This is a genomic window from Actinopolymorpha sp. B11F2, assembly GCF_040195635.1.
Lineage (GTDB): Bacteria > Actinomycetota > Actinomycetes > Propionibacteriales > Actinopolymorphaceae > Thermasporomyces.
This window is the reverse complement of sequence record NZ_JBEFTX010000012.1, coordinates 112,079-131,856: the sequence shown is the minus strand read 5'-3', so window position 1 is coordinate 131,856 and position 19,778 is coordinate 112,079. Positions and strand designations below refer to the sequence as shown.

The 19,778-nt window shown below is 70.2% G+C and carries 16 protein-coding genes; 4 read left to right on the top strand and 12 right to left on the bottom strand.

The genetic code is table 11. The annotated features are described in order from the left end of the window. Positions 1-110 precede the first annotated feature (110 nt). A complete protein-coding gene (locus tag ABN034_RS21570; protein WP_349692801.1) occupies positions 111-1,595 on the bottom strand; it encodes a UDP-N-acetylmuramoyl-L-alanyl-D-glutamate--2,6-diaminopimelate ligase in 1,485 nt (494 codons plus the stop codon). 497 nt (positions 1,596-2,092) lie between these two features. Here ABN034_RS21570 and ABN034_RS21565 point away from each other — a divergent pair, with 497 nt between their 5' ends. Both ABN034_RS21565 and ABN034_RS21560 read left to right on the top strand, forming a co-directional pair. Beyond that, positions 2,093-3,589, top strand: coding sequence for a SulP family inorganic anion transporter (locus ABN034_RS21565; protein WP_502879070.1), 1,497 nt, complete (start codon positions 2,093-2,095; stop codon positions 3,587-3,589). 61 nt (positions 3,590-3,650) lie between these two features. Further along, entirely contained in the window at positions 3,651-4,262 is a 612-nt protein-coding gene (locus tag ABN034_RS21560; RefSeq protein WP_349692800.1) for a hypothetical protein, read from the top strand. Positions 4,263-4,410: 148 nt separating this feature from the next. Here ABN034_RS21560 and ABN034_RS21555 read toward each other — a convergent pair whose 3' ends face one another. The 4 genes from ABN034_RS21555 to ABN034_RS21540 form a co-directional block, all read right to left on the bottom strand. Then, positions 4,411-5,256 carry an alpha/beta fold hydrolase gene (locus tag ABN034_RS21555; RefSeq protein WP_349692799.1) on the bottom strand — a complete coding sequence of 282 codons (846 nt, stop codon included), beginning with the start codon at positions 5,254-5,256 and terminating at the stop codon, positions 4,411-4,413. Between the two features lie 81 nt (positions 5,257-5,337). Next, complete coding sequence (locus ABN034_RS21550; protein ID WP_349692798.1) at positions 5,338-6,960, bottom strand: alpha-L-arabinofuranosidase family protein; 1,623 nt, start codon at positions 6,958-6,960, stop codon at positions 5,338-5,340. Continuing rightward, a complete protein-coding gene (locus ABN034_RS21545; RefSeq protein WP_349692797.1) occupies positions 6,957-8,495 on the bottom strand; it encodes a sulfatase family protein in 1,539 nt (512 codons plus the stop codon). The genes ABN034_RS21550 and ABN034_RS21545 overlap by 4 nt, the downstream gene beginning before the upstream one ends. Before the next feature lie 9 nt (positions 8,496-8,504). Further along, on the bottom strand, positions 8,505-9,740 hold the full coding sequence (locus tag ABN034_RS21540; RefSeq protein ID WP_349692796.1) for an ROK family transcriptional regulator: 1,236 nt from the start codon (positions 9,738-9,740) through the stop codon (positions 8,505-8,507). A 262-nt stretch (positions 9,741-10,002) separates the two neighbouring features. Here ABN034_RS21540 and ABN034_RS21535 point away from each other — a divergent pair, with 262 nt between their 5' ends. Continuing rightward, positions 10,003-10,455: an NUDIX hydrolase gene (locus ABN034_RS21535; RefSeq protein WP_349692795.1), complete on the top strand. Its 453-nt coding sequence runs from the start codon at positions 10,003-10,005 to the stop codon at positions 10,453-10,455. 94 nt (positions 10,456-10,549) lie between these two features. Then, a complete protein-coding gene (locus ABN034_RS21530; protein ID WP_349692794.1) occupies positions 10,550-11,899 on the top strand; it encodes an SRPBCC family protein in 1,350 nt (449 codons plus the stop codon). On the opposite strand, the gene ABN034_RS21525 is transcribed toward ABN034_RS21530, so the two are convergent. The 7 genes from ABN034_RS21525 to ABN034_RS21495 form a co-directional block, all read right to left on the bottom strand. Further along, the gene (locus ABN034_RS21525; protein ID WP_349692793.1) at positions 11,884-12,450 is read right to left on the bottom strand and encodes a TetR/AcrR family transcriptional regulator; all 567 of its coding nucleotides are present in this window, start codon (positions 12,448-12,450) and stop codon (positions 11,884-11,886) included. The genes ABN034_RS21530 and ABN034_RS21525 overlap by 16 nt on opposite strands. 45 nt (positions 12,451-12,495) lie before the next feature. Next, entirely contained in the window at positions 12,496-13,674 is a 1,179-nt protein-coding gene (locus ABN034_RS21520) for an MFS transporter (protein ID WP_349692792.1), read from the bottom strand. After that, positions 13,671-14,108 (bottom strand): nuclear transport factor 2 family protein, encoded by a 438-nt coding sequence (locus tag ABN034_RS21515; protein ID WP_349692791.1) that lies wholly within the window; start codon positions 14,106-14,108, stop codon positions 13,671-13,673. The genes ABN034_RS21520 and ABN034_RS21515 overlap by 4 nt, the downstream gene beginning before the upstream one ends. Beyond that, complete coding sequence (wrbA, locus tag ABN034_RS21510) at positions 14,105-14,713, bottom strand: NAD(P)H:quinone oxidoreductase (RefSeq protein WP_349692790.1); 609 nt, start codon at positions 14,711-14,713, stop codon at positions 14,105-14,107. The genes ABN034_RS21515 and wrbA overlap by 4 nt, the downstream gene beginning before the upstream one ends. 31 nt (positions 14,714-14,744) lie before the next feature. Further along, positions 14,745-15,620, bottom strand: a complete 876-nt coding sequence (locus tag ABN034_RS21505; RefSeq protein ID WP_349692789.1) for an NAD(P)-dependent oxidoreductase — start codon at positions 15,618-15,620, stop codon at positions 14,745-14,747. Positions 15,621-15,705: 85 nt separating this feature from the next. Further along, on the bottom strand, positions 15,706-18,342 hold the full coding sequence (locus ABN034_RS21500) for an AAA family ATPase (RefSeq protein WP_349692788.1): 2,637 nt from the start codon (positions 18,340-18,342) through the stop codon (positions 15,706-15,708). Between the two features lie 181 nt (positions 18,343-18,523). Further along, on the bottom strand, positions 18,524-19,717 hold the full coding sequence (locus ABN034_RS21495; RefSeq protein WP_349692787.1) for an MFS transporter: 1,194 nt from the start codon (positions 19,715-19,717) through the stop codon (positions 18,524-18,526). Positions 19,718-19,778: the final 61 nt, after the last annotated feature.

Here is a 19,778-nt window from a genome sequence, read left to right as displayed (position 1 = left end):
TGCACCGCCCAACCGAATTTCCTGGACCGTCCACACCGCCGAACACGTATGCCGTCGGTGTCCACCGGGTCGTATTCGCGCATGAACTCACCCACTGGTGACCGGCAGGCTCACCGATCGTAGGTGCGCTGAGACCTTGCCAGGCAACGATCGACTGCCGCTGCATCGCTGAACTCGACTACCTCGTCCCCCACGATCTGGTACTTCTCGTCACCTTTGCCGGCGACCACTACCACGTCATGACGGAGCGCCTCGTCGATTGCCCACTGAATGGCGTCCTCACGGTTGGCGAGCTTCACATATCGACAGGCTGTCTGCTTCAGGCCACCCTCCACCTGCCTCATGATGGCCTCAGGATCTTCGCTTCTCGGGTTGTCGCTGGTAAGAACGCAAACGTCAGAGCCAGATCCCGCGACAATCCCCATCGGCTCTCGCTTCGTCTTATCCCGATCGCCACCACATCCGAAGACGGTGATAACTCGCCCCTTCGAGAGCGCCCTCACAGTCTTGAGGGGACTCCGGAGGCCAACTGCAGTGTGCGCGTAGTCGACGATGACTCTCAGTCCGTCTGTTGACCGTAGGACCTGGAATCTCCCAGGCACCGAACTCGACTGCGACGTGGCTTCCACAGCCTCCGCAAGTCCGTAGCCCAATTCGACGCAGACCGCCGTCGCAGCCAGACAGTTGTACACCGCGAAGATCCCTGGAGTCTCGGACGCCGCTCGCACATTGTGCCCGCCATGGGATATGACGAACGTCGCGCCTGTTCCATCGACCTGAATATCGCTGGCCATGAACGCGTGGGCTCGCCCTTCGATTCCGTACGTCAGAACAGGGCCTCGGGTCTCCCGACTAATGACGCTCGAGAAGTTGTCATCGCCGTTCACTATGGCACGAGCGCACATCTCGAACAGTCTGAGTTTCGCTTGACGATACCCTTCCATCGACCCGTGCGCGTCCAGGTGGTCACTCGTGAGATTGGTGAGGACGCCGATGTCTACTCTCGATCCGGCAAGCCTCTCGGCAGCCAACGCGATCGACGAGGCCTCCAGAACAACACTTGCCGCCCCGCGTTCTCGCAGACCAGCGAAGATCCTCTGCAGGTCAATCGCCTCTGGCGTCGTGGGGGTAGATCTGGGATGGGCGACGGGGCTCCCGTCGAGCGATACACCGGTAGTGCCGACCGTTCCCGTGGGGCGGCCGAGTCTCGTAAGGGCTCCACCGACCATGTTGGTCACCGAGGATTTTCCATCAGTTCCGGTAACGGCTATGACCTTCATGTCCCTGGTGGGCTGCCGGAAGAACCGGCTCGCCACTCGTCCTGCGGCAGACCGAGTGCTCGGCACTTGCACAACCGTTGAGCCGGGTGCCGCCATCGCGGCGGCATGGATGTCCTCGACGAGGAACGCTTTGGCGCCACGCAGGCCACACTCCGGGATGTAGGAGTGCCCATCGACGCGCCCGCCCTTGAGGCAGACGAAGAGACTTCCATCTTTCACGTCATCCGAATGAGCAGTGATATCTGTAATCGGCTGTTGCGCATTACCGGAGACCAGAGACCAGTCCAGATCAGACAGCAGGTCACTCAGTAGCATCGTTTCCTCTGACGTTTCCTCGACTATCTGGTCTGCAGGGAGCGACGCTGGCCGGCGTCCTGCCCGGTGGATGCGTCCCGACGTCTCGCTCGCACATCTCGCCGACAGTGTTTCAGCCTCCGGCGACCGGAACAAGCCGCACGGACGCCGCGGACGAACGCCCGCCCGGAGACCGCGCCCGGGCCGGACGATAGGATGTACGGCAGGCTTGGGCGAAGGACGGTGGCAACCCGGAACCGGCGCCCAGTTCAGTTCACCGCCGGGCCGATGAAGCCTCCGGCACGGTCGCAGACGTCAGGAGTTTGGCATCGTCGTGCCTTGATGTCCCGTCGCGCTTCCTGCCCGCCCTGAGTTCTGCCTGGTGAGCCGGACCTCGGTTCGCCGGAATGGACCAGCCCGTCGCGCCCTCGAAACAGTCAGCGGCCGGCCATACACGACCACTGTTTCCCTCGCGCGTGCTGAGTCACGGACGCGCCCGAGCTTGACGGGTTCCCATCGTGCCGAGTTTCCTGCTGTCGCCCGCACGGCTGCGCGGTTTTCGCCCCTCCTGGCTCTCGCCGAAGGTCTTCCGCACCGAGGTGTTGTCCGGGCTGGTCGTTGCGCTCGCGCTGATCCCGGAGGCGATCTCGTTCTCGATCATCGCCGGCGTCGACCCCAGTGTCGGCCTGTTCGCGTCGTTCACCATGGCAGTCACCATCGCCTTGGTGGGTGGGCGTCCGGCGATGATCTCGGCGGCGACGGGTGCGGTCGCACTGGTCATCGCTCCACTCAACCGTGAGCACGGCCTGGGCTACCTGGTGGCGGCCGTCATCCTCGGCGGCCTCCTGCAGGTGATCCTCGGTGCCCTCGGCGTGGCCAAGCTGATGCGGTTCGTACCGCGGTCGGTCATGGTCGGCTTCGTCAACGCGCTGGCCATCTTGATCTTCCTCGCCCAGGTGCCCGAACTGTTGGACGTGCCGTGGGCGGTTTACCCGCTTGTCATCGGCGGACTGGCCCTGATCGTGGCCTTCCCAAGAATCACCCGGGCGGTCCCGGCGCCTCTGGTCTCGATCATCATCCTGACCGCGATCACCCTCGCTGCCGGCATCGCGGTCCCCACCGTCGGGGACAAGGGCGCGTTGCCCAGCTTCCTGCCCGTGCCGGGCCTGCCGGACGTACCGTTCACGGCCGAGACTCTGGTGACCATCGCCCCGTACGCGCTCGCGTTGGCGCTGGTGGGTCTGATGGAGTCACTCATGACGGCGAAGCTCGTCGACGACATCACCGACACCCACTCGAACAAGACCCGTGAGTCCATCGGGCAAGGTGTCGCCAACCTTGTGACGGGCTTCTTCGGCGGCATGGGTGGCTGCGCGATGATCGGCCAGACCATGATCAACGTGAAGAACGGTGCCCGCACCCGCCTGTCCACCTTCCTGGCGGGACTGTTCCTGATGGTCCTGTGCATCGTGTGCGGGCCGGTCGTGTCCGACATCCCGATGGCAGCTTTGGTCGCGGTGATGGTGTTGGTGGCGTTCAGCACGTTCGACTGGCACTCCATCGCTCCCAAGACCCTCAGACGGATGCCAGCCGGCGAGATCACCGTCATGGTGGTCACCGTCGCCGCGGTGGTTGCCACCCACAACCTCGCGATCGGCGTCGTGGTCGGGTCGTTCACCGGCCTGGTCATCTTCGCCCGCCGCGTCGCCCGCCTGGTCAACGTCGCCGCGGTCACCGACCCCAAAGGGAACGGAGTCGTGTACTGCGTCACCGGCGAGCTGTTCTTCGCGTCCAGCAACGACGTCGTGTACCAGTTCGACTACGCGAACGATCCCGACAGCATCGTCATCGATCTCACCGACGCCCACATCTGGGACGCCTCCTCAGTCGCAGCCCTGGACGCGGTGACGACAAAGTACGAACAGCGCGGCAAGACCGTTGAGATTGTCGGCCTGAACCGGCAGAGCGCCAAGATCCACGACAAGCTCTCCGGTGAGCTCACCGGCAGCCACTGAGACCTGGCCCGAGGATCTACGGCCGCAACCCTCGAGGGGGTAGGGCCTAGGCTCGGCGGATGTGAATGCGTCTCACGAGGAGATGATCGGTCGCGCGGTGGCCTGGGGCCAGGACGCCGACGAGGTTGCGGGGCGCCCGTACCGCTTCCAAGCGTGGACGGTCGACCTGGCCGCAGTGGATCTCACCTTCGACGAAGGACCGGTCGAGCCATCGCCAACTTTGGTGAACGGGTACCGCGTCCTGGTCGACAAGACCAACATCGCCGCACACCTCGCCCGAGCCCTGGCCGACCTGGACCCAGCTGGGCACGATCCGAATGCGGTCGACGCCAGCACCTGGGTGTGGTTCCTCGGGCTGGACGGGTGGCTCGAACATGGGCGCTGCTGGCACGTCTACACCAACCTTGTGCAGGTGATCGATACCCGGCTCGTTCCACTGTTCTATGACGGGCTCGGCTACGAACTCGAGACACGGGCCTCGCCTGCCCAACTTCAGCAACTCCACGACGCCCTACCCCGTTCGATGGACCGCGCGGAGCTGAAACGGGCTCTGCAGGCGGCGGTCGTCGCCTACGAGGAGGCCGGCGCAGCGTGGGCCCGACGCACCGCCACAGACATTGTCCGCAGTCCGCTGGCTGCCTCGATCCGCCGCACCGTGCTCTCACCCACCTGAGCTCGGGAGGATCGCCTTGCCCTACACCGAAACCATCGAGTCGGCCGCTGCCGCACTACGGCGCGCGTGGGGAACCCCTGTCGACCTCAGGCTTGTCGACGTCGTTGTCGACTATTCCGGGCGCTACCCGTGGCAGGCAGGTGGCACGCTATCCGTGCGCGGGAAGGAAGGCGCGTAGTCGGGACGACACGCCTGTGGGGTCCTCGAGCCACGGGGAGTGTCCTGCCTGGGGAATGGCAGCAAGCGTGGCGCTCGGCAGCAGGTCGAGAAGTCTTCGGACGTTGGCCAGTGGACGCGGGTCCTGCTCGCCATGGATGATCAGAGTCGGAGCGGTCACCTTCGTGGCGAGTGTGATCTCGTCAGGTCGGTCGGTCCAAAGGCCTCGGTTGGCCCGCCAGTTGATTTCGAATGGGACGGCGGCAGCCTCCCTTGCCCAGGCTTCAGCCCTCGAAGGATCGGCATAGCCCGGTAGCCAGCACAGCATGCGGTACTCGACTTCCTCCTCCCAGCTCCGCTCCTCCTGCTGTTCCAGCTCATCCCGCCGCTCCTGCTGCCGGGGCGTGAGCCGCTTGGCGGACTCTGCGTAGTACGGCTCCCGCCACTCCGTCCCTGGTCCGACCCCGCTGCAGTAGATCACGGCCTGCACGTGTGCGGGGTAGGTCCATGCGTACGCGAGGGCGAGGGTCGCTCCCCACGAGTGGCCGAAGACCGTCCACCGGTCATAGCCCCAGTGTCGGCGTAGCCCATCGAGGTCGGCGAGTGCCCGGTCGACCCGGTAGTCATCAGGTCCGGTCGATCGGCCACAGCCTCGCTGGTCGTACCGATGGACGCGATGGGTCGAATCCAGCATGGTGGCAATCGAGCTGAGGTCGTCCCACAGTCCCGGCCCGCCGTGGCACAGGACGACAGGCGATCCGCTGGTGGGTCCGGAACTCATCGTCCACAGTTGGGCGCCATCGTCGAGTGTCACCGCGCGTTCCCGTGTCTCGTCCACCGGCACAGACTCCCGGGTACGCAGCCTGTCGTCAAAGGGGCTTACGGGCTCGACGAGCCTGGTCCGACCGCGCGGATCGCCTCAGGTGAAGGACAGCAGGGTGACGGAGTGGGGCGGGAAGGTGTAGGTCCCGTCGTCAAGTGTGACGTGCCCGCGGTCTCTGAGTCGGATCCGGTTCGGACTGTCGAGGGTGTTGATGGCCATGGTGTCGGATTCATCCGCTCCGAGGTCGTGGACGGTGCCGGGAGGTAGTGCCGCCTGTCCGTCGAGGATGATCCGGGTACGAATGCCGTCAGTGCGCGACCGGTTGATGACGGCGAGGCGAAGGCGGCGGTCGTCGGTGAGGGTGGCGGAGGCGTCGAGCATCGGCACCGACCCAGGCCGGGTCGCGAAGCCTCCACTGCCGTCGCGGCTGTCGCCCTGACGGACGGCACCGGTGCGCGCCGGTCCGTACACGTCCGCGTGGATGGCGATGGTGCCGGTGTGGTTCTGGTAGAGGTTCCACACGTGGTACGACGGGGACCGTACGACACCGCCCGGTCGTACGGCGAGCAGCCCGTTGGCGTTGACCAGGTTGACCGTGTTGGCCATGGTCGGCGGCACGGTGAGGCCACTCGCGCGGTGCAGAGCATGGAAGACGCCCGCATAGAACAGCGCGTCGGCGAGAGTGCGCGGACTCCACCGGTTGACGCGGAGTCGAGCGGGCCGACCGTTCACCGGCTCGGTGTCGCGGCTGACGACGGCACCGTCGGGGGAGGGTTGGGGCTCGGGCCAGTCGACGGGTTCGAGGTGGCGGATGTTCCACTCGTCGAGAGCCAGTGCGAGTGGCCGCTCCACCCCGGCCGCCGCGGCAAGGCTCGCGACGAGGTGGGCGTACTCGTGGATCTGGCGTTCGAAGTAGAGCGGCTGGGCGACCACCGCGTCGTAGTCGTCGTCACCACTGTCGGCGGTGTAGAGGTGCGTGGAGGCACCGTAGAGGTGCAGGGAGACGTAGTCGACGAGACTGCCGACCCGCTCCAGCACCGGGCGGGTCCAGCGCTCACTGGGAGTGCCGACGGCGACGAGGCGGATCGACGGGTCCACCTTGCGCATGAACTGGGCGTGGTCGCGGGCAGCGGCGGCGTACTCCTCGGGCGACCGGTGGCCCATCTGCCACTGACCGTAGACCTCATTGCCGAGTCCCCAGTAGCGCACGCCGTAGGCATCAGGATGCCCACCCGCGGCCCGGCGCCTGGTGTAGTCCGTGTCACCGGTGTGGTTGGTGTACTCCACCCACCGGACCGCCTCGTCGACGTCGCGGCAACTGTGCACGAGGTACGGCTGGGTGCCGACCTCGGCACACCAGGCCAGGAACTCGTCGGTGCCGAACCGGTTGGTCTCCTCCGAGCCCCAGGCGAGTTCGAGCCTGCGTGGGCGGTCGCCGCGCGGGCCGACGCCGTCCTCCCAGTGGTACGGCGAGGCGACGTTCCCGCCCGGCCAGCGCACCACCGGCAGCCCCAGTTGCTGGCAGGCCTCGATGACGTCGCGGCGCAGCCCCGCCCGCGGTCCGTCGCCCGCATAGGAGTGCGGAGAACCCTCGTCGAAGACGCCGCCTTCGATGTTGCCGAAGAAGCTGGACTCCAGGAAGTGGCCGTAGATGTTCTCCTCGATCCGGCCGATCTCGCGGTCGCGGTCGATCTCGATCCTCGCCTCGACGTGGTTCACTCAGAACCCTTTCCTGCGTGGTCGTCGACGTGGCTGAGCGCGGTGTCGTAGCTCTTCTCGCCCACGTCGTACATCGACGTCATCCAGTGGTAGAAGTTGTCGCCCCGCTCGCGCAGGACGCGGTAGAGCGTGCCGAGGAGCTCGCGGCGTACCTCCGCGAACGCCTGGTCGTGGTAGCGGTTGCGCAGCTCGTGCGGGTCGGCGGTGAGGTCGTACAACTCGTTGTCGTCGGCGGGACTGACCACGAGCTTGTGCGTACGGGTGCGAATCATCCGTTGCGGATAAGGGAAGTGGTGGCCATGGAACTCCGCGACCACGTGATCCGCCCGATCGGGGCGCCGCCCCTCGCGGAGGAGAGGGAGCAGGCTGGCGCCGTCGAAGTACGCGGGTGCCGGTAGTCCCGCCAGGTCGAGGAACGTCGGCGTGAGGTCGGCGAGGGTGACGAACGAGTCGTCGACGCGGCCTCCCGGCCACGCGGCGCCGGCCGCGGATGCAGCACTGCCGGGCACCCGGGCGAGTAGCGGGATGCGGTAGATGTCGTCGTACATCGCCGGGCCCTTGTCGTGCAGGCGATGCGATCCGGTGAACTCGCCGTGGTCGGCGGTGAAGAGCACGGCGGTGTCGTCGGTCAAACCCAACTCCTCCAGCGCCCGCAGGATCCGCCCGACCTGGCTGTCGATGAGGCTGACGTAGCCCCAGTACGCCGCGATCAGCTGCCGCCAGTCGTCGGGGGACAAGCTGTCGAACGTCCAGTGCGCGGAGTAGTGCCGCTGGACCTGTGGCTTCCCGTCGAACGTCTCCGCCATCGAGGCCGGCAGTTCGACCGCCGCAGGGTCGTAGCGGTGGTAGTACGACTCCGGCAGGCAGTACGGCAGGTGTGGCCCGAACCAGTGACAGGCAAGGAAGAACGGCCTGCCGTCGGTGCGGTGGTGCGCGGCGTAGCTTCGGAGCCGTTCGATCGTCCGCTCGGCGAGGAAGTACTCGAATGTCGCCTCGACCGGCTGCTCGAGCACCCCGGCGAGAAGGTTGCCGGGCTGCCCGTTGGGGAACGAGCCGCGCACCTGCGAGCGCAGCCGGAACTCCGGCAGGCCGCGGTCGGCGAGATACCGCAGGTAGTCCGGATGGCGGACCGGATTCCCCCAGCCTGGGTAGTGCTCGCCGTCGAAACCGAACTCCCGCGGCCCGTTCTCCTTACCGACATGCCACTTGCCGACATGGCCCAGCCGGTAGCCGGCGCCCGCCAGTGCCTCCGAGAACGGGGGGAACCGGCCGTCGAGCTCCTCGCGATAGCCGACGTTGCGTTCGTAGTTGGCAAGAAGCGTGTGCCGGAACGGCAGGACGCCGGTGAGCAGGGTGGCCCGCGCGGGCGTACAGATCGCGGTCGGCGTGTAGCAGTGCTCGAACCGCGTCCCGGACGCCGCGAGCCCGTCGAGCGCCGGCGTCTCGCAGACCTCGTTGCCGTAGCAGCCCAGTGTGTCGAGCCGGTGCTGGTCGGTCATGAGCAGCAGGACGTTGGATCGTGATCCTCCGGTCACACCGTCTCCCTACTCCCGGTGGAGGTCGACGGCCAGCGTGCCCCAACCGCCTCTGTCTGTGTCACGGGTCGCAGGAGCGGCCGTCGCAGGGGGATATCCGGCCAGCAGGGCTGACTTGCGCAGGACCAGGGCGATGCCGCCGCGGGCGGCCGCCTCGTCGCCCAGCTCCGCACCATGGAGCTGGAGGCCCTGGCGTACCTGACGGTGGGCATAGGCGTGGAGTGCTTCCCGCGCCGGGTCGAACAGCAGGTCGCCGGCGGCGGCGAGTTCTCCGCCCACGACGACGACCTCGGGGTTGACGACGTTGCACGCGGCTGCGATGACCCTGCCGAGGCGGGTGCCCGCCGCGGTGATGACCTCACGCGTCCGCCGGTCTCCCGAACGCAGCCGGTCGAGTACGTGGTCGAGTCGCCGTGCGTCGCACTGCTCGAGGATCGCCGCGATCGAGACGTACCGCTCGAGGCAACCGCGGCCGCCGCAGTGACAGGGAGGTCCGTCCGGATCGACGCTGACGTGACCGAACTCGCCCGCGCCGCCGGCCGCGCCCGAGTGGAGGTGGCCGCCCAGCACCAAGCCGCCGCCGACACCGTGGGACAGGCGTACGTAGAGGACGTTCGGGACGCCGGCACCACTGCCCCAGATGGACTCGGCGAGTGCGGCGAGTCGGGTGTTGTTGTCGATGAGGACGGGCACGCCGTACCTGTCGGCCAGCCCGTCCCGCACCAGCTCGACCCGACTGCGACGATGCTTCGCATCGGCTGGCTCGGACACCGGGCCGATCACCCCCGCGCCGATACCGTCGAGGGCCGCGAGCGAGATGCGCCCCTCCTCGGCGAGCTGGTCGACCAGGCCGAGCGCGATCTCGAGCCGGGTGGCCCACGGAGTCCGTTCACCGCAGCGCTCACTCGCCGCGCCGACCACCTCGTGGGCGACGTTGGCGACAGCCGCGTGGATGCGCCGGTGGCCGAGGTCGAGCCCGAGCGCCAGACCACCCGACGGGTTCAGCGTCACCAACGTGGCCGGCCGCCCCCGACCGCGGGACGGCGAAGCCACGGCCGGAAGCTCGACCACCCGGTCGGTGGCGATCAGGTGCTGGATGATCGCGTACAACGTGGCGCGGGACAGTCCGGTACGCCGTCCGAGCTCGGCCCGGCTCAGTGCGCCATGGACGCGGAGCGCGGCGAGCAGCCGCTCCTCATGACTCTCGCGGAGCAGTCGCAGCACACTCGAGGGCGGCTCTGGCATGGGTGGAGTCTGACGAGCTGGCCACTATTCTGTCAATACTCAAGAAGATTGACCGGGTACGGCGGTGGTCGCCGCGCGCCCTGGCAGTCACCGCCGCCGACGCCGGCAGCCGTGTCCATGAAACCGCTGTCGTGTGCACCATGCCTTAGGTTCGCACGACGGGCACGGAGCCCGGCATCCACCGGACCGCGTCGGTCCCGCTGCGAGACCTGTGCCCGTGAGCACGACAGGGACCGGAACCCGGCCGACTAGCCTTCGCCGCATGTCCGACTATGTGCGTGAGCTGCGGAAGCATGTGGGTAGCCGACCACTCCTCCTGGTCGCTGCGGGGGTGATCGTCAAGGATTCCGCTGGCGCCGTTCTGCTGCAGTGCAATGCCGAGACTGGCCAATGGGGTATCCCCGGAGGGGCCATGGAACTCGGGGAAACCCTGGAGGAGACGGCGAAGCGCGAGCTGTACGAAGAGACCGGTCTTGTCGCGCGTGACCTGGAACTGCTGGATCTGCACTCTGGTCCGGACTGGTTCCTGGAGTACCCCAACGGAGACCAGGCCTACGTCGTCGGCGCCACCTATCTTGCCGGAGCCGTGGAAGGCGAGCCTCGGCCGGACGGCGGCGAGTGCAGTGAAGTGCGTTACTTCTCGCCGACTGGGCTTCCTGCCGACATGAACACCTACAACCGGCGACTGCTCGATCGCTCCCTGGACAAGCTTTGACCGCCTGCCAGAGCGCCCGAGGACGGACCCCAAGGGCCCACGCCGGCGGTGCGCGCCGGTAACTCGCCACGCCGCCGTCTGTACCATGTGGTACATGCGGCAGTTGGTGACGGCGGGCGGGTTCGATCGGATCGGCAGGTGGGCGGGGTACGGCGCCGCGCTCGCCATGACGCCGTACCTGCTCATCAAGGTCTCGTGGGTGGCGCAGGCGCTCGCCGGTCGGTACGACGGCGACGCCACCGCATTCATGGCGCTCAACATCGTGACGATCGGCATGGCGGCCGTGGCGATCCTGGTCGCGCTCGCGCTGGCACGCCCGTGGGGCCAGCGGGTGCGGGCGACGCCGCTGGTCGTCGGTGGCTGGCTCGGCGGCGGGTTCCTGGTCTCGGCGCTGCCCTACCTCGCGGTGCAGGCGTTCCTCAGCGATCCGACGGAAGGAGCCGGCACCGGCTCGTCGGGCGCGTCCTGGGAGATGGCGCTGTTGCAGACCGCGTTTGTCGGGATGGGCGCCGGGCTCGCGCTCGCGCTTCCGGCGTACGTCGTTCGGCGGTGGCCGGCGGCGGCGCGGGTCGCCGCCGCCCGTGCCGCAGGCGGCCGCCTGTGGCCGGCAGCGGGCGCCGCGCTGGTCGGGGTCGTCCTGCTGCAGTGGGCGGCCGGCAGCCCGCTCGGGCTCACCGTCCCCGGCGACCGCGCCCCGCACTGGCACGTCTTCCACGCGGTGCTCGGCGGCTGGGCGCTGGTCGGCGCAGCCGGGTACCTGGCGTTGGTCCGCCACCGGATCCGTCGTGCGGCCTGGCTAGCCGTCGGTGCCGTCTGGCTCACGAGCGGGGCGCTCGTCGCGTGGCACGGCTGGAAGCTCCCGTTCATCCTGGTCGCTGGGGCTGCTGGCCGGCCCGAGGACTCGTGGTTCCCTGAGCACCTCGGGCTGCTCGTCGTCATCCACGTGGTCGCGGTCGCTGCCGGGCTCGGGATGATGAGCACCCTGCGCGGCCGGCGCGATCGTGCGACGTCGTACGTCGTCAGCCGCGAACTCGACGCGCCGGTCGAGGTCGTGTGGCAGGTGCTCAGTGACGTCGAGGCGATGCCGCGCTGGACACCATCGATGACCCGGGTCAGCATCGTCGGCGGCCGACCCCTCGGCCTCGGCAGCCGGGTGCGGATCTGGCAGCCGAAGCTGCTGCCGGCCACCTGGACGGTGCATGACTGGCGGCCGGTCGCCGGGTTCGCATGGCACAGCCGCACCCCCGGCGTGCACACCATCGCGACCCACCGGATCCTCCCGGCCGATGGCCGCCGCAGCGAGCTGACGCTCTCGATCGAGATGCGAGGCGCGTTCGCGCGACCGATGTGGCGGATGGTCGCCGGCACCGTCCGACGGTACGTCGACCTCGAGCTGGCCGGCCTGGCTGAAGCGGCCGAGCAGAGCGTTCAGTCCGCGGAGTAGAGCGCGAGGTAGCGCTCGTGCGCGGCGGTCACGCCGTCGCTGTCGCCGCTCGCGAGGAGGTCGAGCAGCAGGCCCCGGACCACAGCCACGCCGAGCCGCGCGTCGACGGCCGCGGTGGAGGGGTCGCCGGTGAGTTCGGCGAAAGCGGCGGTCAGCGGGGCCAGCCAGTCGGTGATCACCCCTTTGAGCAGTGGCCGTGCGTGCTCCTTGCCCTGCAGGGCGGCCGCGTAGAGCTCGAAGAACAACCGCTCCCCCGCCGCCTGCTCGGGGTCGGCGAGATGCTCCCACCAGGCGCGGGCGGCGGCCAGCGGGTCGTCGTACGCCTCCGACAGTGCGGCGTACCGCTCCCGCGCCGCGGCGTCCACCTGCTCCACGACAGCGATCATGAGCCCGTCCAGCGAGCCGAAGTGGTAGATGAGCATCCGGTGACTGGTGCCGATCGCCTCGGCGAGCGAGCGGAGGCTCCAGTCGGTCGAGCCGCGCTCGGTCATCACCGCCACCACTGCCGCGAGCAGGCGCTGGCGCGGGGAGGACGTCTCCGATGTGCTCACCGCTCGCAGGTTAGTCGGCCCGCCGACGCCCGTGCGTCGCCCGGGTCAGGCAGAGACGCCGGCGGCCACCGCCGGTCCGACGGCGATGCCGAGCAGGTAGCAGCTGGTGAAGAACCCGATGGCTGCATCGCGCGCAGTCTCTGGGACGAACGCCGAGGCGCGGTGGATCAGCATGCCCTGGCCCGAGACCGCGGCGAGCGAGCAGAGCCCGAGTCCGACCAGCACCACGGCCGTGGCCGGCGCAAGCGAGGCGGTGACGGCGCCGACGATTGCCGTCGCCGGCAGCAGCACCGTCAGCCAGGCGGTCGGCAACCGCGCACCGAGGGGTACGACGGCCCACGACAGCGAGCCGCCCGCCAGGTAGGGCCACAGGATGACCATGCCGGTCGCGGCGGCGGACACGCCCTGGTCGGCGAGCAGGGCGGGTGAGAGGTAGAGCAGGCCGAAGTTCGTCGAGGCCAGCGTCAGGCTGAGACCACAAAGGAGCCAGAAGCGGCCGGCCCGCAGCAGACCTGGCGGCGGGAAGCGGCGGGGCCGGGCGCCGACGTACCTGAACGCCAGCGCGGCGATCACCAGCGCTGCCGGGCCGGCGAGGACGAGGTGGACGGGCATCATCGCCACGGCCGTCACGACGCCGGCGACGAGCGCGATGCCGAGCGGATCCCAGGGTCGGACCGCTGGCCGAAAGCTCGGTCCGAGCGCCCGCAGCAGGGCAGGCATGCCGAGCAGCGCGAGCACCGGAAGCGCGAGCGTCACGCGCCACGACGTCAGGTCGGCCACCGCCTGCCCGACCAGTGGACCCGAGGAGCCGACCACCGCCAGCCCGCCGGTGATGGCACCCACCTGCACCGCCGAACGGGCGAGGCTGGTGGCGAGAACTGTGAACCCCGCGGCGCCGAGGGACTGCAGGAGCGCGGCGAGTGCCAGCACCGGCACATTCGGACCGGTCAGCGTCAGAGCCGCTCCGAGAGCGAGCAGGGACGCACAGGTCGCCACCACGCCGCGCGGTCCCAAGCGGCCGAGCGCGGCACCGGCGATCGCGGTTCCGATCGAGGTGCCGGCGCCGAACGCGGTGACGATCAGCCCCGCGTGGCCGTCGATCCGGTCCAGCACCAGCACCGGCCCCGAGACGCCGAGTGACATCGGCGCGCTGAGGGCAACCAGCACCAGGGCGGCGACCGCCGGCGGCGCACCGGCCCTGCTGGCCACCACCGCCGGCTTCATCGCTGACTCGGCGTGGAGGTGCCGCGGTGGTAGACCTTGTTGGCGATCCGCCACTCGCCGTCCTCGGCCACGAGCACGAACATGTCGGTGAAGACGTCGGGGCCGTGGTGCAGGGTCATGGCCGCGGTGGCGACGGTCCCGGTCACACGTACGACGTCGAGCCGCCGCCGACGGTCGGCCTCGTCGGCGGCGGGGGCGCCGAGGAAGAGGCCGCAGTAGTCGTCGAGCCGCCACGATGCGAAGCCGTGTTCCCGGATGCCCTCCACGTGAGCGGTCGGCCGGAAGGCTCGGCGGAAGTGGGCGGGGTCGCCGGTCGCATGGCCGCGGGCGTAGGCGACCAGCGGCTCCAGCACCGCGGCCGGCGCGGCCGCCTCCGGTGCGATCGTCAACCGGAGGTCGGCCAACGCGGCCGCGTCGGGCACTGCGCCGCTCATGCCGCCGGCCGCCGGACCAGCCGGGCGAACCGCAGCACCCGCTCGGTCAGGTGGTCCACTGCAGTCAGCTCCACCTTGCCCGGGAGCTCGCTGCCGTCGGCGCCGCTGAGATTGGCGGCGCCGTACGGGTTGCCGTCGACGAACTTGATCGGGTCGGTGTAGCCGGGCGGCACCAGGACGCCGCCCATGTGGTGTACGCAGTTGTACAGCGCGAGCAGGGTGGCCTCGGTGCCGCCGGTGCCGGCGGAGGAGAAGCCGGCGTAGACCTTGTCGGCCAGCCGACCCTCGGCCCACAGCCCGCCGAGGGTGTCGATGTACTGCTTGAGCTGGGAAGCAACGTTGCCGAACCGGACCGGCGTGCCGAACAGCACCGCGTCGGCCCACGCCGCGTCGTCGGGCGTCGCCACCTCGATGTCGGTGGTCGCCGCGGCGTGCGCGGCCCATGCCGGCACGCGGTCGATCACCTGCTGCGGGGCGAGCTCCGCGGCGCGCCGCAGCCGCACCTCGGCACCGGCGTTGGCTGCGGTCTCGGCGGCGCGCTCAGCGAGCCGGTGCACGCTGCCGGTCGAGCTGTAGTAGATCACCGCGAGTCGGGTCTGGGTCATGGATCTGCTCCTTGTGGTTTCGTGGTTGTCGTCAGCCGGCGCGCACGTAGTCGACGAGCCGGGAGTAGTTGTCGGCGCCGTGGCCGTCTCCGACGGCGCGGGCGACCCAGCGCCGGGTGACCTCGACCAGCTCGTTGTCGAGGCCGACGTCCTCGCCCTGCCGGAGCAGGTCCTCGATCGACGGCAGGTGCGTGGCGAGACCGCTGGTCGGCACGGCGTACTCGCCCTTGTCGATCTCGGCGGCAAGCACGCCGAGAAAGTCGTGCAGCTGGCGCAGCTGGACGTCGGCGCCCGCCAGGAAGGTGCCGACCTCGACACCCTCGGCGGTGAGCATTCCGGAGGCATGCACGAAGCCGTTGAGCAGGCCCCACATCACTGAGTGGATGCCCATGCCGAAGAGCGCCGCCGTGCCGGGGTCGCCGGAGACCAGCCGGCCATTGCCCGCGAGCACGTCGAGGGTGGTCCGGTGACGCTCGTAGACCTCCGCCGACCCGCCGTACACGATCACGCTGCTCGGCTCGCCGATGCCGGCCGGGATGGTCTCGATCTGGCCGTGCACGTAGCCGACGCCGTGGGCCGCCGCCCACGCGGCCGTACGCCGAGCGTCGCCGGCGGTGCCGTCGGAGAGGTTGACCACGTCGCTGTACGCAAGGGCGTCGCCGGCCCGCTCCAGCAGCCCGCGGGCCACCTCACCGCCGGTGACGTTGACGACCACCAGGGGACTCGCGCTCGCGGCGGCCACCAGGCTCGGCGCCGCCGTCGCGCCCATCTGGACCAGCCGGTCCGCCTTCTCCATAGTCCGGTTCCAGACCGTGGTCGGGTGCCCGGCGTCCACGAAGGCCAACGCCAGGGCGGCGCCCATGTCACCGAGACCGACCACGCTCACTGGCTGCTTCTGCTCGCTCATCGCACGTCCCTTCGTCGTCGGTGACGACGCTAGGGATGTGGATTACCGGCCGGCTTCAGTAACGGCTACTGGAGATCGACCGCCGCTACTGGAGATCGACCGCCGCCAGCTCGCGTCGGGAGCTGATGCCGAGCTTCGGGTAGGCCTTGTAGAGGTGGTACTCCACCGTGCGGCGGCTCAGGAACAGACGCTCCCCGATCTCGCGGCTGGCCAGCCCCTGCGCGGCGAGCCGCACCACCTGCAGCTCCTGGGCGGTGAGCCGGTCGACCCCGTCGACCGCGGTGGCGGTCGCCGGGCGGATCCGGGCGCCGGCCGCCCGCAGCTCCGCCCGGGTCAGCTCGAGCCACGGCCCGGCACCGAGCCGCGTGAACCCCTCCTCCGCTGCGCGCAGCTGGTCGCGGGCTGCGGTCGCGCCCCGGTTGCGGCGCAGCCAGCTGCCGTAGGCGAGCTCGGTGCGGGCCCGCTCGAGCGGCCGGCCGCCGAGCGCGTGCGCCGCCAGCGCCGCCTCGAACGCCTCGTCGCTCGGGTCGAGCAGTGCCCGAGAGCGTGCCGCGACCGCCCGCGCCCACGGCTGACCACCGGCCGCGGCCCACTGCTCGAACTGGGCCAGAGGGTGCTCGGCCCGTTTCGGTACGCCGAGCCGGACCGCCGCCTCCACCAGGTCACCCGTCGACGCCATCAGCACCGTGACGTGGTGACCCGGCGCGCTCCTCGCCGCCTCTAGTCGCCGCAGTGCCTGATCGACGCGTCCGTGGCCGAGGTCGCTCAGGCTGAGCGCGCAGGCGGCCGAGACCCGCCCGGTGTCGTCGAGCCGGCTGGTCAACGCGCGCAACCGCGCCTCGTCGCCCTCGACGGCGGCCGGCCACGCGAGCGCCACCTCGGCCGACGAGGCGCGAGTGGGCAGGCCGGCGTCACGGGCCAGCGTCAGCGCCTCGGTCGCGGAGACCTTCGCGTCCCGCATCCGTCCGGCCCGGAACTCCGCCGACGACCTGGCGTGGAGCAGTCGCGGCAGCCGGCCGAGGTCGCCGCGGTCGCGCGCCTGCTCGATGCCCGCGGCCGTCAGCTCGAGCACCGCGTCGTCGTCACCGAGCACGATGGCGGCGTACGCGCCGTGCAACAGCACGTCCGGATCTGCGGTCGCGCCCGACGACCGGGCGCAGGCGACCGCCGCGGTCAGGTGGCGCAGGCCGGCCTCGTAACTGCCGGCCACGAGGTCGGCGAAGCCGGAGACCTTGCAGTCCTCGTGGCCACGGGCCTGCAGCTGCTCGGCGGCGGCCGTCACCGGCGACGGGTCGGTCGCGAACCAGCCGTACGACGCCGCGGTGGCGTACAGGCCGAACGCCACGTCGTCTGCGGCGACGGCCGCTCCGTCGAGCAGCAGGCGGGCCGCGCGTCCCGGATGACCACGCTCGAACTCGGCCGTACCTAGGATCCGGAGCCGTCGGGTGACATCGTCGGTGGTGACCGGCTCGGCGCGCTCGGCGAGCGCGGTGGCCGCAGCGGCGTCGCCACCGGCGAGCGCGGCGTCGGCTGCGGCGAGCAGTCGCTCCGCGCGCAGACTGACGTCGGTCGTCAGCTCGGCGGCCCGCGCGAGCAGTCGAGACCCGGCCGCCGGGGCCCCGCAGCCGGCGAGGCGGCTGCCCGCGGCGCTGACCTCCTTCGCAATCGGTTCGTCGGGCACCAGCGTGCCGGCGGCGAGGTGCTGCGCGCGTCGTGCCGGATCGTCGGTGACACCGGCGAGTGCGCGATGCACCTCGGCGCGCTGCGCGGCGGGAGCGTCCTGGTAGATCACGGTCGTCAGCAGCGGGTGGCGGAACCGGACCTGCTCGCCGGTCGCCTGGACCAGTCCCGCCCGCTCGGCGGACGCGAGGTCGGCGAGATCGGCGCCGAGAGCCGCGGCAGCGGCCGCGACCGTCACGGTGCTCCGGCCGCCGTCGGCCGCCGCGATCAAGGCGAGCAGCCGCGCCTGTGACGGGAGTCCGACCAGCTGCTCGCGGAATCGTGCGGCGACCCGATCGGCCACGGGCAGCGGTGTGCCGTCGTGAGCAGCGGGGATTTCGTGGGCGGCGATCTCCAGGATCGCGAGGGGATTGCCCTCGGCGGCGGCGATGATCGGCGGCTGAGCGGTCTGCGGCAGACCGCGGTCGGTGAGGAGGTGGGCAGCCTGGTCCGGCGCGAGTCGGCCAAGATCCAGCGTGGTCGCAGTCGGGATCGCCGGTGCGGCGCCGCGGGTCGCGAGCACCAGCACCAGCCGCTCCCCGGCGAGCCGACGGGCCGCGAACCCGAGCGCCTGCGCACTCGCGTCGTCGAGCCAGTGGGTGTCGTCCACCAGACACAGCAGCGGCCGGTCGTCGGCTGCCTGTGCCAGGAGGTGCAGGACGGCGAGCCCGGCCGCGAACCGGTCACTGTGGTCCGCCGCGCCGTCGCCGTACGCCGCGCGGAGCACCGCTGCGTGCCGTGGTGCCAGCGTGGTCAGCTGCTCCCGCAGCAGCCACGCCAGCTGGGACAGGCCGGCGAGGCCGAGCGTGGCCTCCGCCTCGACGCCGGCGATCCGGACTACCCGGAAGTCGCGTGCCGCCTCCGTGCCGGCGAGCCAGTCGAGCAGCGCGGTCTTGCCGATGCCCACCTCACCCCGGAGCACGACGACGCCGCTGGTGCCGTCGAGGGCAGCCTCCAGCACCGACGTCAGTCGCGCCTGCTCGTCCGCCCTGCCGTGGAGCATGCCCCGACCTCCTCCCGGCCTTCGTGGAGAGAAGTCATCTCGCACCGCCGGCTATTCCTGAGCCGGAGCTTTTTGTACCGAATGGTTCACAGTGCCCTTACCCCAACCGCCCTTGAACGTGCACGGTGAGCGGATGGCTCCTGCAACGGGTCTCCACCCGGACGGCCTTTGCCGCCGACCGTCAGCCCGAGCCGGGCGGCGACCCGGGGCTTTGCATCGACCGCCTTCCGGGCGTGAGACCGACGGCGTCCGTCGGCTCCGACAGCCTCCGCAGCAGCAGCCACGCCAGTGCCGGCATCGCGACCAGGGGCACCAGGGCGGCCTGGAGCGACGTGTGGTCGGCGAGCACGCCGACCAGCGGGCTGGTCAGGCCGCCGGCACTGACGGTGAGCCCGAGCGTGATGCCGCTCGCGGTGCCGATCCTGCTCGGCAGGTAGTCCTGCGCCAGGGTCGTCTGCAGGGAGAACGGCACGTAGAGAGCGATCGCCGTGACGATGACGAACGGATAGATCGCGAGCCCCGGTACGACGACGATCCCGCTCACACCGACGACGGCGACGGCGTACGCCCACCTGGCCACATCGACGCGGTGCCAACGCTCGGCCAGTCGGCCGCCGGCCACGGTGCCGACGGCGCCTCCGACGTACAGCACGGCGAGGGCTGCGATGCCCGCCGCGGTGCCGCCGCCAGTGCGCTGCGCCACGTGCAGCGCGAGGAACGTACCGAGACCTACGAAGACGATGGACCGGCAGACCACCACCGCGGCCAGCCTCACCATCGCCGGCCAGTCGTCGATGCCGGCGACCTGCCTGCTCGTGGTCGGGCCTGGCTCCGGCGCCGCCGGGGCCGCCAGCAGGTAGAGCACGCTCCCGACCACCGCCGGGACCAGGAGGATGGGTGTGTACCGCAGGCCGCCCAGCGCTGCGACCAGACCGACCAGCAGTGGTGCCGCGGCGAAGCCGACGTTGCCGCCGAGCACGAACCATCCCATGGCCCGGTGACTGCCCCGGCTCACGAGCCGCGCGACCCGGGCGGACTCCGGGTGATACGCGGCGACCCCCACGCCCGACAGCGCCACCAGGAGCACCGTCACCAGGTAGTCACCGACCACCCCGGACAGCGCGATCCCGACTCCGGCGACCAGGGTGCTCACCGGCAGCAGCCAGCGCAGCGGGTAGCGGTCGGCCACGAAACCGAAAAGCGGCTGGGTCAGAGAGGAGAGCAACGACGTGGCCAGCACGAAGCCCGACACTGCCGCGTAGGAGTACGCCCGCTCGGCGACGAAGAGCGGCACGAGCGCCGCGAGCGCGCCCTGGTAGACGTCAACGCAGCCATGGCCGATGGTGAGGAAGAGCATGCTCCGGTCTTGACGCACGCGAGAAGTCTGCAGCCCGCGCTGCCCTGCGTACTTCCGATAAACTGTCGACTGTTGTCGA